Origin of the sequence: Achromobacter deleyi, assembly GCF_016127315.1 — a bacterium.
Classification (GTDB): Bacteria; Pseudomonadota; Gammaproteobacteria; order Burkholderiales; family Burkholderiaceae_B; genus Achromobacter; species Achromobacter insuavis_A.
Genome location: NZ_CP065997.1, coordinates 4,120,314 through 4,133,893 on the forward strand (window position 1 = coordinate 4,120,314; position 13,580 = coordinate 4,133,893).

The 13,580-nt window shown below is 69.3% G+C and carries 14 protein-coding genes; 9 read left to right on the forward strand and 5 right to left on the reverse strand.

What is annotated here, in order from left to right:
* Nucleotides 1-3 precede the first annotated feature (3 nt).
* Nucleotides 4-855 carry a 3,4-dihydroxyphenylacetate 2,3-dioxygenase gene (gene hpaD, locus I6I07_RS18745; protein ID WP_198483226.1) on the forward strand — a complete coding sequence of 284 codons (852 nt, stop codon included), beginning with the start codon at nucleotides 4-6 and terminating at the stop codon, nucleotides 853-855.
* A gap of 1 nt (nucleotide 856) precedes the next feature.
* Here hpaD and hpaR read toward each other — a convergent pair whose 3' ends face one another.
* Nucleotides 857-1,300, reverse strand: coding sequence for a homoprotocatechuate degradation operon regulator HpaR (hpaR, locus tag I6I07_RS18750; protein WP_035361752.1), 444 nt, complete (start codon nucleotides 1,298-1,300; stop codon nucleotides 857-859).
* A 114-nt stretch (nucleotides 1,301-1,414) separates the two neighbouring features.
* Nucleotides 1,415-2,062 carry a hypothetical protein gene (locus I6I07_RS18755; RefSeq protein ID WP_198483227.1) on the reverse strand — a complete coding sequence of 216 codons (648 nt, stop codon included), beginning with the start codon at nucleotides 2,060-2,062 and terminating at the stop codon, nucleotides 1,415-1,417.
* Nucleotides 2,063-2,495: 433 nt separating this feature from the next.
* Between I6I07_RS18755 and radA the strand changes: the two genes are divergently transcribed.
* The 3 genes from radA (at nucleotide 2,496) to I6I07_RS18770 (ending at nucleotide 5,088) form a co-directional block, all read left to right on the forward strand.
* A complete protein-coding gene (gene radA, locus I6I07_RS18760) occupies nucleotides 2,496-3,860 on the forward strand; it encodes a DNA repair protein RadA (RefSeq protein WP_006396055.1) in 1,365 nt (454 codons plus the stop codon).
* Nucleotides 3,861-3,872: 12 nt separating this feature from the next.
* Nucleotides 3,873-4,646, forward strand: coding sequence for a sulfite exporter TauE/SafE family protein (locus I6I07_RS18765; RefSeq protein WP_198483228.1), 774 nt, complete (start codon nucleotides 3,873-3,875; stop codon nucleotides 4,644-4,646).
* A 202-nt stretch (nucleotides 4,647-4,848) separates the two neighbouring features.
* Nucleotides 4,849-5,088, forward strand: coding sequence for a hypothetical protein (locus tag I6I07_RS18770; RefSeq protein ID WP_006396053.1), 240 nt, complete (start codon nucleotides 4,849-4,851; stop codon nucleotides 5,086-5,088).
* 199 nt (nucleotides 5,089-5,287) lie between these two features.
* Here the strand turns inward: I6I07_RS18770 and I6I07_RS18775 are convergent, their stop codons facing one another.
* The 3 genes from I6I07_RS18775 to I6I07_RS18785 all read right to left on the reverse strand — a co-directional run bounded on the left by I6I07_RS18775 (nucleotide 5,288) and on the right by I6I07_RS18785 (nucleotide 8,401).
* On the reverse strand, nucleotides 5,288-6,244 hold the full coding sequence (locus tag I6I07_RS18775) for a 2-hydroxyacid dehydrogenase (RefSeq protein ID WP_198483229.1): 957 nt from the start codon (nucleotides 6,242-6,244) through the stop codon (nucleotides 5,288-5,290).
* A gap of 110 nt (nucleotides 6,245-6,354) precedes the next feature.
* On the reverse strand, nucleotides 6,355-7,326 hold the full coding sequence (locus tag I6I07_RS18780; protein ID WP_198483230.1) for a Bug family tripartite tricarboxylate transporter substrate binding protein: 972 nt from the start codon (nucleotides 7,324-7,326) through the stop codon (nucleotides 6,355-6,357).
* 73 nt (nucleotides 7,327-7,399) lie between these two features.
* Nucleotides 7,400-8,401, reverse strand: a complete 1,002-nt coding sequence (locus I6I07_RS18785; RefSeq protein WP_198483231.1) for a tripartite tricarboxylate transporter substrate binding protein — start codon at nucleotides 8,399-8,401, stop codon at nucleotides 7,400-7,402.
* Nucleotides 8,402-8,633: 232 nt separating this feature from the next.
* On the opposite strand from I6I07_RS18785, the gene I6I07_RS18790 reads away from it, so the two are divergent.
* From I6I07_RS18790 to garL, 5 genes are all read left to right on the forward strand, one after another.
* The gene (locus I6I07_RS18790) at nucleotides 8,634-9,563 is read left to right on the forward strand and encodes a dihydrodipicolinate synthase family protein (protein ID WP_198483232.1); all 930 of its coding nucleotides are present in this window, start codon (nucleotides 8,634-8,636) and stop codon (nucleotides 9,561-9,563) included.
* Nucleotides 9,564-9,714: 151 nt separating this feature from the next.
* The gene (locus tag I6I07_RS18795; RefSeq protein WP_006396048.1) at nucleotides 9,715-10,428 is read left to right on the forward strand and encodes a FadR/GntR family transcriptional regulator; all 714 of its coding nucleotides are present in this window, start codon (nucleotides 9,715-9,717) and stop codon (nucleotides 10,426-10,428) included.
* Nucleotides 10,429-10,479: 51 nt separating this feature from the next.
* Nucleotides 10,480-11,586: an Ldh family oxidoreductase gene (locus I6I07_RS18800; RefSeq protein ID WP_198483233.1), complete on the forward strand. Its 1,107-nt coding sequence runs from the start codon at nucleotides 10,480-10,482 to the stop codon at nucleotides 11,584-11,586.
* 114 nt (nucleotides 11,587-11,700) lie between these two features.
* A complete protein-coding gene (locus I6I07_RS18805) occupies nucleotides 11,701-12,696 on the forward strand; it encodes a Bug family tripartite tricarboxylate transporter substrate binding protein (protein WP_198483234.1) in 996 nt (331 codons plus the stop codon).
* A 68-nt stretch (nucleotides 12,697-12,764) separates the two neighbouring features.
* Nucleotides 12,765-13,532 (forward strand): 2-dehydro-3-deoxyglucarate aldolase, encoded by a 768-nt coding sequence (gene garL / locus I6I07_RS18810; RefSeq protein ID WP_198483235.1) that lies wholly within the window; start codon nucleotides 12,765-12,767, stop codon nucleotides 13,530-13,532.
* Nucleotides 13,533-13,580: the final 48 nt, after the last annotated feature.

The following is a 13,580-nucleotide window of genomic DNA, read 5'->3' on the forward strand; positions in this document are numbered from 1 at the left end:
ATCATGGGCAAGCTCGCGCTGGCGGCCAAGGTAACGCATGTGCCGTCCATGTACCTTTCCGAAATGCCCGGCCGCCACCACGGCTGCCGCGAGGCCGCGATCCAGGGGCACCGCGCCATCGGCCAGCGTTGCCGCGACCTGGACGTGGACACGCTGGTGGTGCTGGACGTGCACTGGCTGGTGAACGCCGGCTATCACGTCAATTGCCACGAACGCTTCGGCGGCCGCTACACCAGCAACGAGCTGCCGCACTTCATCAAGGACATGGACTACGCCTACCGCGGCGATCCGGCGCTGGGCCGGCGCATCGCCGAGTGCGCCAGCGCCGCCGGCGTGGCCACCCGGGCGCACGAGATCGCCAGCCTGGAGCTGGAGTACGGCACGCTGGTGCCGATGCGCTACATGAATGGCGACGACCGCTTCAAGGTGGTGTCGGTGGCGGCCTGGTGCGCCTGGCATTCCCTGGACGACAGCCGCCGCTTTGGCGCGGCGCTGCGCCAGGCCATCGAAGAGAGCGACAGCCGCGTCGCGGTGCTGGCCAGCGGATCGCTGTCGCACCGCTTCAACGACAACGGCAGCCCCGAGGCCGCCATGCACCAGATCAGCCGCGAGTTCTACCGCCAGGTCGACCTGCGGGTGGTGGACCTGTGGCGCCAGGGCGACTGGAAAACGTTCTGCGCCATGCTGCCGGAATACGCCGACCTGTGCGTGGGCGAGGGCGGCATGCACGACACCGCCATGTTGCTGGGGCTGCTGGGCTGGGACGCCTACGACCGGCCGGCCGAGATCGTCACGGACTACTTCACCAGTTCGGGCACGGGCCAGATCAACGCGATCCTGCCCGTGCCGGACTGATTCATTCGGCCGGATCGCGCTTGATCAGGTCGACCATCGCGTCGACGTCGGCGTACAGGCGGTCGAGCAATTCCTTGCCGATCCGGTCCTCGATTTCCTGGTACTTGGCATCGACCTGCGGCCGCATGCGGTCGATCAGCTTGTTGCTCTTGGGCGTCAGCGAGATTTCCTGGCGCCGTTGATCCGCGTTCGAGCGAACCCGCTTGATCAGGCCCTGTTCTTCCATGCCGGCCAGCATGCGGGTCAGGCTGGGGCTGAGGATCTGGCAGCTGCGGGCGATCTGGTTCGGTTCCATCGCGCCGACTTCGCTCAGCGTGCGCAGCACCCGCCATTGCTGTTCGGTGACGCCGGCCGCGTGCAGGATCGGGCGGAAGTGCGCCATCAGGGTTTCACGCGCGTAAAGCAGCAGGTGGGGGAGGTTGCGGTGGTGGAAGCTCGGACTCATGTTGGCCATGTTAGCAAGAAGCCGATCAGTTTCTGACCGGATCTCGGGGGTATCAACGTCCAGGCCCGCAACGAAGGCGGGCCTGGACGGGTAAAACGGAACGCGGAAACGGGGTCAGGACGCGGGATTCTGCTGCGCCAGTTCCTGCAGGTCGTCGGGCAGGGTCAGGTCGGGGGCGCCTTGCTGCAAATCGCGCAGCGCCGTCACGGCCTCGTCTTGCTGGTCGTCCTGCATCAGCGCGCGGATGTGCGCCACGCGGGCCTCGATGTCCTGCTCGCTGAAGGCGACCGGCTCGCTGCTGGCCGCTTCGGCCGGCTGTTCGGCGGCGGCCGTGGCGACGGCCGGCGCGGCCTCGACGCTGGCCTGCTGGGCCGGGACGGCGGCGGGCGCGTCGGCGGGCGTCTGCACCGCGGCGCGCTGCACCGGGGCCGGCGCCGGCTGCGGCGCGGGCGCTTCGGCGACCGCCGGCCGCGGCGCCGGGCTGCGTTCGATGCTGATGGCCGGCTCGTGCGACACAGCCAGTTGCGGCGTCATGTCGGTCATCTCGGCGCTTTCGCGCATGTCGGTCCAGGCGAACAGGCCGGCGACCAGCGCCGCGCAGGCGGCGGCGGCCCAGCCCGGGTGCCAGCTGCGGCCGGGATGCCAAGTGCGGCGCACCGCCGCATCCAGTTCGGGGCTGCCGCCGGCCCTGGGCTTGCGATACAGGGCGCGCAAATCCAGTTCGTCGTCTTCGTCGAAGGGGGGGCGATAGGTAATGCTCATGCGCGTACTCCTCGCGCATACGCCTGGTGGCAAGGCGTATCCGCGTCTGACCTTAGCCTGTGCCGCGCCGGTGGTCCGGCGGTCTCGTCCAGGGGCGGGTCGTGTTCCGGTTTAGGTGGCCGTGTCTGCGGCCCAAGCGTGTTGCGATGCGCCGCGATTCCCGTCGTGCCGTCCTGGGGGGCGGCGGCGCCGGGTATGCCGCCAAATAACCGGCGGTTCAACATTGCGCATCACCCGGTGATTATGCGCGATTTGCAGAAATCTGCCAGCGAATTTCTTCTGTTTGCATGGTGTAACTGTGACGCGTCCCTGTTTATGCAAGCGAATTGAAAGCTGGCTGCACCAGGGCGGGGCAGAACCGGCTCGTTTTTGCGCGCCGCGCCGACGCGCCGGCGGCTCCCGGGCGCCGCCGTGTGCCGGTAAACTGGCGCCCATGGCCAAAACCCGAACCGTCTATGTGTGCGCCGAATGCGGCGGCACCACCCCGAAGTGGCAAGGCAAGTGTCCGCACTGCAACGCCTGGAACACCCTGGAAGAAACCGTGGAGTCGGCCGCGCCGGCCGCCGCGGCCTCGCACCGCTACGCGCCGCTGGCCTCCAGCAGCCCGGTGCGCAGCCTGTCCGAGATCGAGGCGCGTGAAACGCCGCGCACCCCCACTGGGCTGGAGGAGTTCGACCGCGTGCTGGGCGGCGGCCTGGTGGCCGGCGCCGTGGTGCTGATCGGCGGCGACCCCGGCATCGGCAAGTCGACCCTGTTGCTGCAGGCGCTGGCCTCGCTGTCGGAAAGCACCAACGTCCTGTACGTCACCGGCGAGGAATCGGCCGAGCAGGTGGCGCTGCGCGCGCGCCGGCTGGGGTTGCAGACTGGCAACGTCAACCTGCTGGCGGAAATCCGCCTGGAGGCGATCCAGGCCGCGGTGTCCGAGCAGAAGCCCAGCGTGGCGGTCATCGATTCGATCCAGACCCTCTACAGCGGCGAGCTGACCGCCGCGCCCGGCTCGGTGTCGCAGGTGCGCGAGTGCGCCGCGCAGCTGACGCGCCTGGCCAAGCAGACCGGCATCGCCATCGTCATGATCGGCCACGTCACCAAGGACGGCGCGCTGGCCGGCCCGCGCGTGCTCGAGCACATCGTCGACACGGTGCTGTACTTCGAGGGCGACACGCATTCGTCGTTCCGCCTGGTGCGGGCCTTCAAGAACCGCTTCGGCGCGGTCAACGAGCTGGGCGTGTTCGCCATGACCGACCGCGGCCTGCGCGGCGTGGCCAACCCGTCGGCGCTGTTCCTGTCGCAGCACGAGCAGCAGGTGGCCGGCTCCTGCGTGATGGCCACGCAGGAGGGCACGCGCCCGCTGCTGGTCGAGATCCAGGCGCTGGTGGACAGCTCCCACGCGCCCAACCCGCGCCGCCTGACGGTCGGCCTGGAGGGCAACCGCCTGGCGATGCTGCTGGCGGTGCTGCACCGCCATGCCGGCGTCTCGACCTTCGACCAGGACGTGTTCGTCAACGCCGTGGGCGGGGTGCGCATCACCGAGCCCGCCGCCGACCTGCCGGTGCTGCTGGCCATCATGTCGTCCCTGCGTGACCGGCCTTTGCCGCGCGGCCTGATCGCCTTCGGCGAAGTCGGCCTGGCGGGCGAGATCCGGCCCGCGCCGCGCGGCCAGGAACGCCTGCGCGAAGCCGCCAAGCTGGGTTTCTCGATCGCGCTGATTCCCAAGGCCAACGCGCCGCGCCAGCCCATCGAGGGGCTGGAGATCTGGGCGGTCGACCGGCTCGATGCCGCGCTCGACAAGCTGCGCTGACGGGAGCCCCACGTGAGTGTGTTGCTGATCGCCCTGTGCCTGGGCGCGGGGTGTCTTATCGGTTTCATGGGCGGCGTGCTCGGCATCGGCGGCGGCATGATCGCGATTCCGGCGCTGGTGCTGCTGATGGGCATGTCGCAGCAGCTGGCGCAGGGCACCGCGCTGATCATGGTGCTGCCGACCATCATGATGGCGGTGCGCAAGTACAACCAGCAGACCCGCATCGACCGCCGCGTGGCGCTGGCCGGCGCGGGCGGCGCGGTGGTGTTCACCTGGGTCGGCGCGCGGCTGGCGCTGGGCATCGATTCGGGCGTGCTGCGCCTGAGCTTCGCCGTGTTCCTGTTCTTCATCGCGCTGTTCTACGCCTGGCAGACCTGGCGCGCCGGCCGTGCCCGGCGCGCGCCCACGGCCGGCAGCAACGCCCCGGTGTTCACGCCGCGCCGCGCCACCGCGCTGGGCGTGCTGTGCGGCACGCTGGGCGGTTTCTTCGGCGTGGGCGGCGCGGTGCTGGCGGTGCCCATCATCACCACGGTGTTCCGGCTGCCGCAGACCACCGCGCAGGCGTTGGCCCTGTGCATGGTGATTCCCGGCTCGGCGGTGGCGCTGGCAACGTACTCGTGGGCCGGCCAGGCCGACTGGCTGGTGGGCCTGCCGCTGGCGGCGGGCAGCCTGCTGTTCGTGCCGGTCGGCGTGCGGCTGGCCTATCGCCTGCCTGAACGCAAGCTGAGAGCCAGCTTCGCGGCAATGCTGTTCGCCACCGTGGCGCTGCTGATATTTGAAAGCTGAGCCCCGCGGCGCGGGAGTCGATTGTCACGATCCCATGACGAAGCGTTAACGTCGGAAAGGACGCGAAAATTCCGCGCCTCGGGCTGAACCTTCGGCGGGGCGCGGGTTCCAACGGAGTACGGGTCATGCGGCGATGTTGCCGCCCCGTGTCGGAAAGGCCGGAGGGGCAGCCCTCGGGTCTTCACCACTAGGAGTTCATGTAATGACGACTCACTCCCGTATCGCTGCGTTCCTGTCCACTTCGGCCTTGTGCCTCGGTCTCGCTGCCGCGCCTTCGGCGTTCGCGGCGGGCGCCGATGCCACGACCAAGTCGGGCGATACCAAGACCCAGGCGCAGCACAAGCATCACAAGTCCGACAAGACGTCCGCCAAACAGGGCACCGAGAAATCGGGCGCCTCCAAGATGGACAAATCGGGCGCCGCCACGGCGCCCGCGAAGTAAGGCAGTCACGCAGCACCGGGCCGCGAGGTCCAATAGTTCCTTTGCACGGCGGACGGGTCTTCGGGCCTGAAAGTCGAAAGCCTCTCGGTATGGGCGCCGAGAGGCTTTTTCGTTTGTGTTGCCTGGGTTTGCGTTGCCAGTATTCGTGCCACATGCGCGGAAGCCGACGGCGCTGGCCGCGCCGCGATGCCCGCCGGCCTCAATCCACCGGCGTGACCACGCGGCCGGTGTCGAAATACGCCGCCAGGTTCTCCAGCATCAAGTCTTCCATCGACTGGCGCGTTTCCAGCGTGGCGCTGCCGATGTGCGGCAGCAGCACCGCCTGGTCGCTCTTGATCAGCGCCTCGGGCACCTTGGGCTCGTGCTCGAACACGTCGAGCGCGGCGCAGCCAAGCTTGCCGGCTTCCAGCGCGGCCACCAGCGCCGCCTCGTCGATGACCGGACCGCGCGCGATGTTGACGATGATGCCGCGCGGGCCCAGCGCCTCCAGCACTTCGCGGTTGACCAGGTGGCGGGTGGCGGGGCCGCCCACGGTGGCCACGATGAGGAAGTCGGCCCAGGCCGCCAGGTCGGTCAGCGAGGCCTCGTAGCCGTAGTCGATGTCGTCGCGCTTCCTGCGGTTGTGATAACGCACCTGCATGTCGAAGCCGATGCCGCGGCGGGCGATGGCCTCGCCGATGCGGCCCAGGCCCACGATGCCGAGCTTCTTGCCGCTGACGCGCTGGCCCAGCGGAATGCTGCCGTGCACCTGGCCCCACTGGCCGGCGCGCACGAATCGTTCGCCCTGGCCCATGCGGCGGGCGCCGGCGATCAGCAGGCCCCAGGCCAGGTCCGCCACGCAATCGGTCAGCACGTCGGGCGTGTTGCTGACTTGCACGCCGCGCGCGTGCGCCGCCTGCACGTCGATGGTCTCGTAGCCCACGCCCCAGCTGCAGATGGCCTTCAGGTCGGGCAGGGCGTTGATCAGTTCGGCGTTGGCGCCGAAGTTGGCCGAGGTGACGACGGCGGTGACGCCCTTGCCCAGTTCGGCCAGGGCGGCCTTGCGATCCGGCTGCTTCCAGAGCTCGATGACGTCGTAGCGCTCGGCGAGGCGCTGATTGGCGGAGGGCGAGCCGGCCAGCGAGCCGACCTGGATGATGCGATGCTTGGTGGTCATGTTGTCGTACAGGTGGGTGGCGAAACCTTCATGCTACTTGATCCGGCCTTGAATCCGGCTGAGAGGGCGCGGGCCGCGGGAGCATCCCCGGGCCGCATCGCCTGGCGGCCTTATTCCAGCTGGATGTCGGCCTTCTGGATCACGTCCTTCCAGCGCTTGACCTCGGCCTGCTGGAACGCGCTGAACTGCTGCGGCGTGTTGGCCACCACTTCGAAGCCCAGCCCCTGCAGCGTCTTCTCGGTCTGCGGATCGCGCAGCGCGGTCTGCAGCGCCTGGGTCAGCTGCTGCACCACGGCCGGCGGCGTGCCCTTGGGCACGGCGAAGCCCTGCCACGAATACACCACCATGTCCTTGATGCCGGCCTCGGCCAGCGTCGGCACGTCGGGCAGGTCCGCCGCGCGCGCCTCGCCGGTGATGGCCAGCGCCTTGAGCTTGCCGGCCTTGATGTGGGTCTGCACCGCGCCCAGATTCTGGAACGACACGTTGACCTGGCCGCCCATCAGGTCGGCGATGGCGGCGCCGCCGCCGCGGTACGGCACGTCCACGCCCGAGGTCTGGGTGCGCTGGCGGAACATCACCGCCGACAGGTGGTCGGACGAACCCGTGCCCGACGAGGCGTACGACACCTTGCCGGGATTCTTGTTGGCGTAGTCGACCAGCTCGGCCACCGTGTTGGCCGGGAACGACGGCGAGGCCACCAGCACGTTGGGGTTGCGCACCGCCTGGGTCAGGTACTCGAAGTCCTTGCTCGGGTTGTACGAGAGGTTCTTGTACAGCGCCTCGTTGATGGCGAAGGTGCCGATCGAGCCGACCATCATGGTGTAGCCGTCGGCGGTCGAGCGGGCCAGCGCCTGGGCGCCGATGGCGCTGTTGGCGCCCGGCTTGTTCTCGACCACGAAGGTCTGGCCCAGCGCCTTGGTCAGCCCCGGCGTGACGCTGCGCGCCGTGATGTCGGACGAGCCGCCCGGCACGAACGGCACGATCATCGTGACGGGCTTGGTGGGATAGCCGGCGGCGTGAACCGCCGGCCCGGCAAGCAGCGCGGCGGCGGACAGCGCGATCGCGCCCATCGATTTGTTCATGGTGTCTCCTGGTTCGCGTGATGATGAAGAACCCGGCGCCCACGCGTGGCGGCCGGATCCGGATCGGCGCGGGTCAGTCGACCTTGGCGCCCGATTGCTTCACGACCGCGGCCCATTTGACGGTTTCCCGCGCCATGAACTGGGTGAACTGCGCCGGCGTATTGCCCGACGGCGTGGCGCCCTGGGCCTGCAGCTGTTCGCGCACCGGCGCCTGCCGCAGCGCCGCGGCGACATCGCGCTGGATCTTGTCGACGATTGCCGGCGGCGTGCCGGCCGGGGCCAGCAGGCCGAACCAGCTGGACGCCTCGTAGCCCGCCACGCCGGCCTCGGCCAGCGTCGGCACGTCCGGCAGCGCCGGCGAGCGCGTGGCGGTGGTGACCGCCAGCGGCCGCAGCTTGCCGCTCTTGATGAAGCCCATCGACGACGGCAGGTTGTCGAAGATCAGGTCGGAGGAACCCGCCATCACGTCGGTCAGCGCGGGGCTGCTGCCCTTGTAGGGCACGTGCGTCATGCGGGTGCCGGTCATGGTCTGGAACAGCTCGCCCGACAGGTGGGTCGACGTGCCGTTGCCGGTCGAGGCCATGTTGACGCTGCCGGGGTTGGCCTTCAGGTACTTGATCAGGTCCGCCACGTTGCGGATGCCGTGCTTGTCGGCGAAGCCGGGATTCAGCTCGAGCACGTTGGGCACCGGGATCACCAGCGTGACCGGGGTGAAGTCCTTGACCGGATCGTAGGGCAGCTTGGCGTAGACGGACTGGTTGATGGCGTGGGTGCTGACGGTGCCCATCAGCAGCGTGTAGCCGTCGGCGGTGGCGCGGGCCGCCTCGGCGGTGCCGACGTTGCCGCCCGCGCCCGCCTTGTTGTCCACCACCACCGCCTTGCCCCAGGCCTTGCCCAGTTCGGCCGCGACCACGCGCGCGGCGATGTCGGCGGTGCCGCCGGCGGGGAAGGGCACGATGATCCTGACGTCGCGCGCCGGGTAGTCGGCGGCGCGCGCGGCGCCGCAGGGCAGCAGGGCTGCCGCGGCCAGACAGGCGGCAAGGGCCAGGCGGCCTCGCAAGGGGGCTGCAAGCATGGAAGTCGTCTCCTCGTGTGCGCGTGGCCGCGCATCGTTTGTGGGGGTGTTCCTGCCGGGACGGGCCCGGGACTGAATGCTGCCGGCGTCTGTCGCGCCTTGCCGTCGTGCTAGCGATGACTTGTAAAACGAATATAGGTATTGAGGGTCTACTTGTCAACCAAGTATACTTTTTACGCATCACTCATCTAACAACTGGATTCCGCGCCGGAATCCGCCAGGAGACTCCGCCATGAAAACCTCCCCGGTCACCGTCCAGGACCTGCAGCGTTCCGTCATCGCGGTGCCGCCGCTGGCGCGTCATGCGGACCTGTCCCTGAACGAGGGCGCCAACCAGAAACTGCTGCGGCACCTGGAGGCGGGCGGCGTGCGCAACGTGATGTACGGCGGCAACGCCAACTTCTACAACGTCGGCGTGGGCGAGTACGCCCGCATCGTCGACATGCTGGCCGCACTGGCCGGGCCGGACACCTGGATCCTGCCGTCGGTCGGCCCCGATTTCGGCAAGATGATGGACCAGGCCGCGCTGCTGCGTTCGCGCGCCTTCCCCACCGCGATGCTGTTGCCGATGTCGTTTCCGTACACCGACGCCGGCCTGGCCGATGGCGTGCGCCGCTTCACCGACGCGCTGGGCAAGCCCGCGGTGGTCTACATCAAGTCCGCCGATTACCTGGCGCCGGCCACGGCCGCGCGCCTGGTCGAGGAGGGCCGCATCGTCGCCTTCAAGTACGCGGTGGTGCGCGAGGAACCCGCGCGCGACGCCTACCTGTCGGCGCTGCTGCAAAGCGTGGACGCCAACCGCGTGGTCAGCGGCATCGGCGAACGGCCGGCCATCGTCCACTACCGCGACTTCGGCCTGAAGAGCTTCACGTCCGGTTCGGTCTGCGTCGCCCCGCGCGGCTCGATGCGCCTGCTGCATCTGCTCAAGGAAGGCCGCTACGACGAGGCCGAAACGGTGCGCGCCCACTACCTGGGCCTGGAGGATTGCCGCGACGCGATCAGCCCGATCCGCGTGCTGCACGACGCCGTGACCCTGTCCGGCGTGGCCGACATGGGTCCGATGCTGCCGCTGCTGACCGGCATCTCCAGCGCCGAGCGCGAACGGGTCGCGCCGGTGGCGCGCGCGCTGGCTGAATGGGATTGCGAGACCGCCGCGGCCTGATGACCGCGCGCACGGCATTGACGGTACGATGAGCGCTGTCAACCGGCCTGTGCGACGTTCCTTTCAGTGTGAACAGGCCCTAGGAGGTTTCGTGGCCCGACCCAAAGCATCGCCCCCGTCCGCGCCGTCCGCATCCGCCGAGCCGGATGCCATGGGCGCGCTGGTGCTGGAACGCGGCCACCGAGTGCGGCTGGCCGACCAGCTGTATGGCCAGATCTTCGAGCAGATCGTCGCCGGCAATCTCAATGTCGGCGACAAGCTGCCTTCCGAGAACGAGATCTCCGAGCGCTTCGGCGTGTCGCGGCCGGTGGTGCGCGAGGCGCTGCTGCGCCTGCGCGCCGATGGCCTCATTACCGCCCACCAGGGCCTGGGCACCTTCGTCAGCCACCAGCCGGCGCCGCGCCTGACGGCCTTCAGCGACGTCGGCAACGTCGGCGCCTATCTGCGCGCGCAGGAGCTGCGCGTGGCGCTCGAGGGCGACGCAGCGCGGCTGGCCGCGCTGCGCCGCACCGACGAACAGCTGCAGAAGATCGAGGCCGCGCACGCGGCCTTCGCCGACAGCCTGGCGCGCGGCCAGATGTCGGCCGAGGCCGACCTGGCGTTCCATGCCAGCATCACCGAAGCCACCGGCAACGACTTCTATCTCGGGGTGCTGGAAAGCATCCACGAGTCCATCAACGGCTTCATGCGGCTGACGCTCAACCTGACCCGCACCGGGTCGCGCCAGCGCGCCCAGCGCGTCCTGGACGAACACACCACCATCCTCGAGGCGATCCGCGCCCAGGACGGCGAGCGCGCCCGGGTCGCCATGCAATTCCACCTGGGCCAGGCGCGTCACCGGCTGGTCGACCGCGAACGCGATTGACCGGCCCGCGCGCCGTCCAGGCCCCACATTGGCAACAGCAGGAGAGATCGAGTGCAAGGCAATGGTTCGGCAGGGATAGCGGCATCGGCGGGGCGGGTGCGCGAGCAGATTCTGACGGTGTTGCAGGCCTGGGGCATGGCACCCGACCTGGCCGCCATCACCGCCGGCCTGATGGCCGAGACGGATCTGCTGGGAATCGACTCGCACGGCATCTCGATGCTGCCGGCTTATGAAGAGAAATGGCGCGCCGGCTCGCTTAAGCTCGACGCGCGGCCGCGCGTGGTGCGCGACGGCGGCGCCAGCGCGCTGCTGGACGGCATGGGCGGACTGGGCTATCCGGTGTCGGCGCAGGCCATGAACCTGGCCGTCGACAAGGCGCTGGAACATGGCGTGGGCGCGGTGTCGGTCTGCAATTCGCATCACTTCGGCGCGGCCGGCGTCTATGCCCGCATCGCGGTCGAGCGCGGCGTGGTCGGGCTGGTGACCAGCAGCGCCAACGGCGTCATCATGGTGCCCACGCGCGGCGCCATGCCCATGCTGGGCACCAACCCCATCGCCTTCGGCGCGCCGGCCGCCCACAACGAGCCGTTCGTGCTCGACATGGCCACCACCACGGTGGCGGCCAACAAGGTCAAGGTCTACGACTTTCTCGGCAAGCCGCTGCCGCCGGGCTGGGCGGTGGACGGGCAGGGCGCGCCGGTCACCGCGGCCGATGCCGCCATGCAGTTCATCTTCAAGCATCCCGAGGGCGGACTGACGCCGCTGGGCGGCACGCCGGCCATGAGCAGCCACAAGGGCTACGGCCTGGCGATGATGGCGCAGATCCTGGGCGGCACGCTCAGCGGCAGCGCGCTGGCGGCGCGCCGCAACGTCACGCGGCGTCCGGGCGAGCCGGACGACGTTGGCCACTTCTTCCTGGCGCTCAACCCCGACGCCTTCCGCGCCAGCGGTTCGTTCGAGTCGGACATGGACGACCTGATCGACACGCTGCACGACACGCCGCCCGCGCGGCCCGACGAGCCGGTGCTGGTGGCTGGCGAGCCCGAGGCCGCCGAGCGCGCGCGCCGCCGCGAGCAGGGCATTCCGATCTCCGCGGCGCTGGCGATGCGCCTGCGCGAGATCTGCGAGCGCGCCGCGGTGCCTTATCTGCTGGACTGAGTCACCCGTCCGGTCGCATGACGTTTTTCCCGCCGCGCGGGCCTGCCCGCGCGGTGATCCACCGACCCGGCCACCGGGCGACAAGCATTAGAAAAACACGACAAGGAGACAACCATGCAAGACAAGACATCGCCGGCGCGCCGCCGGCTGGGGCTGGCCGCCATCGCGTTGGGCGCGGCCGCCGCGCTGGCCCCGGGCCTGCTGCTGGCGCAGGAGTGGCCGACGCGGCCGGTCAAGCTGATCGTGCCGTTCCCCGCGGGCGGCAGCACCGATGCGGTCGGCCGCCTGCTGGCCGCCGAGCTGTCCAAGGAGCTGGGCCAGAGCGTGGTGGTCGAGAACAAGGGCGGCGCCAACGGCAACATCGGTTCCGACGTGGTCGCCAAGGCCGAGCCCGACGGCTACACGCTGCTGCTGTCGGGCGTGGGCTCGAACGCCATCAGCTATTCGCTTTACCAGAGCATGCCGTACCGCGACAGCGACTTCGTCCATATCTCGCTGCTGGCCACCGGCCCTAACGTGCTGGTGGCCAACATGGAATTCCCGGCCACCAACTTCGCCGACTTCATCAAGCTGGTGCGCGCCAATCCCGGCAAGTACACCCACGCCAGCTCGGGCAACGGGTCGTCCGGCCATCTGGCCATGGAGATGCTCAAGCAGGCCGCCAAGCTCGACCTGGTGCACGTGCCCTACAAGGGCGGCGCCGCGGCCATCACCGACATGATCGGCGGGCGTGTGTCGGTGATGTTCCTGAACCAGGACTCGCTGCTGCCGCAGGTCAAGTCCGGCAAGCTGCGCGCCCTGGCGGTGGCCAGCGCCCAGCGCAACCCGGCCTATCCGGATACGCCCACGGTGGCCGAATCCGGCTACCCCGGCTTTGCCGCCGAATCGTGGTTCGGCCTGTCGGCGCCCGCCAAGACGCCGCCCGCGGTCATCCAGCGCCTGAACCAGGCCACCGTGAAAGCCCTGGCTTCACCGGATATCCGGCAGAAGCTGGAAAGCGTAGGCTTCGTGGTGGTGGGCGACGACCCCAAGGCGTTCTCGGCCTTCGTCCAATCCGAAATCAACAAGTGGGGCGCGGCGGCCAAGGCCTCCGGCGCCCGCATGGACTAGCGTCCGGTATCAGCACACCCCGCGCGCCGGGCGGCGCCGGGGCTTCATTCGATGGGAAACACGCAGCGATGACTTCACCCTTGCCCAACCGCTTTCGCCAACGCATCCTGGCGCGCGAGCGCCTGATCGGTTTCTGGATGTGCATGTCCAGCCACGTCACCGCGGAAGTCGCGGGCCTGGCCGACTTCGACTGGCTGCTGCTGGATGGCGAGCATTCGCCCAACACCGTGCCGATGTTCCTGCAGCAACTGCAGGCCCTGCAGGGCAGCGCCAGCGCCGCCATCGGCCGGCCGTCCTGGAACGACCCGGTCGAGATCAAGCGCCTGCTCGACATTGGCTTCTACAACCTGCTGATTCCCTTCATCGAATCCGAGGATGACGCGCGCCGCGCGGTGGCCGCGACCCGCTATCCGCCGCAGGGCATGCGCGGCGTGGCCGGGATGCAGCGCAGCAACCGCTACGGCACCGTGCCCGATTACCTCAAGACCATCAACGACAACATATGCGTGCTGCTGCAGATCGAGAGCCGTCCCGGCATCGAGGCGGTCGACGCGATTGCCTCGGTCGAGGGCGTGGATGGCGTCTTCATCGGCCCGTCGGACCTGGCCGCGGCCCTGGGCCATCTGGGCAATCCGGGCCATCCGGAAGTGCAGGAAGCGATTCGCCACCTGTACCAGCGCGTCTCCGCGCAGGGCAAGGCGGTGGGCATCCTGGCGCCGGTGCAGGCCGATGCGCGCCGCTACCTGGACATGGGCATGCACTTCGTCGCGGTCGGCACCGACCTGGGCGTGTTCAAGCAGGCCACCTTCGCCTTGCGCGAGGCCTTTCCCACCTGAGCCGGTTTGATCGCGCGGCCGTCGCATTCGCCACGGCCGCGATCCGCC

Coding starts and splice junctions, on each gene's coding strand:
- I6I07_RS18775 (WP_198483229.1), bottom strand. CDS start 6,244: ATGACCACCAAGCATCGCATCATCCAGGTCGGCTCGCTGGCCGGCTCG.
- garL (WP_198483235.1), top strand. CDS start 12,765: ATGACTTCACCCTTGCCCAACCGCTTTCGCCAACGCATCCTGGCGCGC.
- radA (WP_006396055.1), top strand. CDS start 2,496: ATGGCCAAAACCCGAACCGTCTATGTGTGCGCCGAATGCGGCGGCACC.
- I6I07_RS18790 (WP_198483232.1), top strand. CDS start 8,634: ATGAAAACCTCCCCGGTCACCGTCCAGGACCTGCAGCGTTCCGTCATC.
- I6I07_RS18770 (WP_006396053.1), top strand. CDS start 4,849: ATGACGACTCACTCCCGTATCGCTGCGTTCCTGTCCACTTCGGCCTTG.
- I6I07_RS18755 (WP_198483227.1), bottom strand. CDS start 2,062: ATGAGCATTACCTATCGCCCCCCCTTCGACGAAGACGACGAACTGGAT.
- I6I07_RS18805 (WP_198483234.1), top strand. CDS start 11,701: ATGCAAGACAAGACATCGCCGGCGCGCCGCCGGCTGGGGCTGGCCGCC.
- I6I07_RS18785 (WP_198483231.1), bottom strand. CDS start 8,401: ATGCTTGCAGCCCCCTTGCGAGGCCGCCTGGCCCTTGCCGCCTGTCTG.
- I6I07_RS18780 (WP_198483230.1), bottom strand. CDS start 7,326: ATGAACAAATCGATGGGCGCGATCGCGCTGTCCGCCGCCGCGCTGCTT.
- I6I07_RS18795 (WP_006396048.1), top strand. CDS start 9,715: ATGGGCGCGCTGGTGCTGGAACGCGGCCACCGAGTGCGGCTGGCCGAC.
- hpaR (WP_035361752.1), bottom strand. CDS start 1,300: ATGAGTCCGAGCTTCCACCACCGCAACCTCCCCCACCTGCTGCTTTAC.
- hpaD (WP_198483226.1), top strand. CDS start 4: ATGGGCAAGCTCGCGCTGGCGGCCAAGGTAACGCATGTGCCGTCCATG.